Source organism: Microbacterium sp., from assembly GCF_030149085.1.
Classification (GTDB): Bacteria; Actinomycetota; Actinomycetes; order Actinomycetales; family Microbacteriaceae; genus Microbacterium.
On sequence record NZ_JASBSF010000066.1, the window covers coordinates 1 to 3,076 of the forward strand.

At 65.1% G+C, this 3,076-nt stretch carries 1 protein-coding gene and 3 pseudogenes; 3 read left to right on the forward strand and 1 reads right to left on the reverse strand.

What is annotated here, in order from left to right; translation table 11 throughout:
- Positions 1–242: 242 nt before the first annotated feature.
- Positions 243–1,406, reverse strand: a complete 1,164-nt coding sequence (locus Q1V87_RS02720) for an acyl-CoA dehydrogenase family protein (protein WP_300590763.1) — start codon at positions 1,404–1,406, stop codon at positions 243–245.
- A gap of 236 nt (positions 1,407–1,642) precedes the next feature.
- Here Q1V87_RS02720 and Q1V87_RS02725 point away from each other — a divergent pair.
- From Q1V87_RS02725 to Q1V87_RS02735, 3 pseudogenes are all read left to right on the forward strand, one after another.
- Positions 1,643–2,080: pseudogene (locus tag Q1V87_RS02725) on the forward strand (radical SAM protein); the annotation flags it as partial.
- Positions 2,081–2,440: 360 nt separating this feature from the next.
- Positions 2,441–2,662, forward strand: a pseudogene (locus Q1V87_RS02730) (LAGLIDADG family homing endonuclease); the annotation flags it as partial.
- A 246-nt stretch (positions 2,663–2,908) separates the two neighbouring features.
- Positions 2,909–3,076, forward strand: a pseudogene (locus Q1V87_RS02735) (radical SAM protein); the annotation flags it as partial.

Sequence of the window (3,076 nt, forward strand, 5' to 3'; positions counted from 1 at the left end):
GCGCCTTCGGCGCCTACCCCGATCGCACCGAGCGCCATCTCGTCCCGTTCCGCACCCGCGACGTCGTTTTCATCGCCGCCTTCTGGGTAGCATCCGCCGCCCTCTTCACCCTCTTTTTCCCCTGGGGCCTCGCCTAGTCAGCCAGCCCAGTTGTCCGGGCCGGCGCCGCCGCGAACGACGGATGCCGCGACCCGCGCCTCCTCAGAGGGCGGTGTCGCGGCATCCGCGGGTGCGACGAGTGATCAGCGTTTGCCGGCCAGGTCCCGCCCGACGATCTCGCGCATGATCTCGTTCGTGCCGCCATAGATGCGGTGGACGCGAGCGTCGAGGAACGCGCGCGCAATCGGGTACTCAGTGATGTAGCCGTAGCCACCGTGCAGCTGGACGCCGAGGTCGAGCACCTCCCACTCCCGCTCGGTCGCCCAGAACTTGTACTTCGCTGCCTCTTCGGCGCTCAGTTTGCTGTCCTTGTAGGCGCGCATGACGCGATCGGTATATGCCCAGAGAGCCTCGACCGATGCCGCCATGTCGGCAAGCCGGAATCGGGTGTTCTGGAAGTCGGCGATCCGCTCACCGAACGCTTCGCGATCCTTCGTGTAGGCGAGCGTCCAGTCCAGGGCAGCTTGCGCCGCGGCGGCACCGGCGACACCGATCGACATGCGCTCGAGCGGCAGGTTCATCATGAGCTGCACGAAGCCCATGCCCTCGCGGCCGCTGATGAGGTTCTCCTCCGGAACGAAGACGTCGCTGAACGAGAGCTCGGCGGTGTCGTGGCCGTGGAAGCCCATCTTGTGCAGCTTCTTGCCGTGATCGAAGCCTTCCATGCCGTTCTCGATGAGCAGCAGGCTGAAGGCATCCGGGCGGTTGCCCTCGCCGGTCTTGACGAACGTGACGACGAGATCGGCCGTCTTGCCGCTGGAGATGAACGTCTTGGCACCGTTGACGATGTAGCCGCCGTCGACCTTCTTCGCGGTCGTCTTGATACCGCGCAGGTCGCTGCCGGCACCGGGCTCGGTCATCGCGAGCGCGCCGATCACCTCGCCGGTCGCCATACCGGGAAGCCACTTCTCCTTCTGCTCCTGGGTGCCCATGTGCACGAGGTAGGGCACGGCCAGGTCGTCCTGGATGCCGAAAGCACCGGCCAGCGATCCCGAGCCTGCCGCGATGACCTCCTCCATGACGATCGCGCGGAAGCGGTAGTCCTGCAGCATCCCGGCACCGCCGAACTCTTCCGGCACCGACAGGCCGATGAGTCCGGACTCACCGGCAGCTTTCATCGTGTCGCGGTCGATCTCGCCGTCGGCATCCCACCGGGCGATTGCCTCATTCGTGACGTATCGCTTGACGAACTCCTTGACGACGTCGCGGAACGCCTCGTGGTCTTCGTCGTAGATGTCGCGCTCCATGTGAGCCCTTCCTTCCACATCGATGGCGCGGGCCTGCCGGAATCGGCGGTTCGGCCCCGTCGCCGACGCGATTCTATGCCCGCGGGCTGTCAGCGCTTCGCACCCGGTGTGGGATTGCGGTTCACGTGGGGCGGTACTGCGTCTCGCGTTTGTAGGATGCCTCCAGGTTCGGCATCAAGTTCGGATACTCTGCGTCGCGGGTTGACAGTAAGTCGTATTTTTGTTCGACTATGCGCATGCGATGGAACGGGCAGGCGATAGGCGCGAGCGACGCCAACGCGCTGCCCGGGATGGAGCACCTCGGGGGCTTCGTCCGGTCCGTCACGACACCCGAGTTTGCGGGCATGACCTTCCACGAGGTCATTGCCAAGAGCGCCCTCAACCACGTCCCGGGTGCTTCGGCGATGCCGTTCGACTGGACCGTGAACCCCTATCGCGGATGCAGTCATGCGTGCTCCTACTGCCTAGCTCCGGAAACCACGATCCTGCTCGCCGACGGCCGCACCCGCACCCTCGGCGATCTCCGGGTCGGCGATTCGATCATCGGCACCGAACGCCGCGGAGAGTACCGCCGGTACGTCGCCACAACGGTGCGCGCGAAGTGGACGACGAATCGACGCGCGCACCGCGTGACCCTCGCCGATGGGACAGAGCTCATCGCAAGCGCCGATCACCGCTTCTTGACCGAGCGGGGCTGGAAGCACGTGAAGGGTGCGATGAGTGGACCGGAGCAGCGTCCCTACCTGACCGCTAACAACCGCCTCATGGGCTTCGGCATGGGCGCAGCGCGAGCCGTGAGTCGTGACGCCGCCGACAGATTGTGGCGACTGGGTTATCTGGCGGGAATGATCCAGGGCGACGGAATGATTCTGCACAAGACTTACCCGCGTCGGGGTCGCACCGGCGCGATTCACGCCTTTCGACTCGCGCTTGCGGACACGGAGGCTCTGGAACGCACCCAGGCGTTTTTAGCGCTCGAGGGAATCCCCACCAACGTGAGGCCGTTCACAGCCGCAACCGAGCAACGGCGCGCCATGCTCGCCATCCATACAGCACGCAAAGAGGGGGTCGCCGCAATTGAGGCCCTCATCAAGCGACCCGCAGACCTGAGCGAGGAGTGGCTCGCCGGATACCTGGGCGGAATCTTCGACGCCGAAGGCTCCTGTTCCCGGGGTGTGCTGAGAATCAGCAACAAGAGCGCGGACGTGCTCGGCACGGTCCGCGAGGCACTCGCGTGCTTTGACATCCCTGCCGTCACCGAGGGGCCGCGACCGAACGGGGTGAGCGCTATCCGGGTCACGGGCGGGCTGGCTTCGCGGATGCGCTTCTTCGAGATCTCACGACCCGCGATCACGAGAAAGCTCTCGATAGTCGACACTGCGGTGAAGACATCGAGTGACCTCCGCGTCGTCGAAATCGAAGATCTCGGGCACAGCATCGACATGGTCGACATCACGACCGGCACCGGTGATTTCATCGCGAACGGCGTTATCAGTCACAACTGCTTCGCCCGCGGCACGCACGAGTACCTCGAGCTGGATGCCGGGCGCGACTTCGACTCGCAGATCGTCGTCAAGGTCAACGTCGCCGACGTGCTGCGCACAGAGCTCGCACGGCCGTCGTGGCCCGGCGATCCGGTCATGCTCGGCACAAACACCGACCCGTATCAG

What these genes read in the sequence shown, in the direction of transcription:
- Q1V87_RS02720 (WP_300590763.1), bottom strand. Translation starts at nt 1,406, where the DNA reads ATGGAGCGCGACATCTACGACGAAGACCACGAGGCGTTCCGCGACGTC.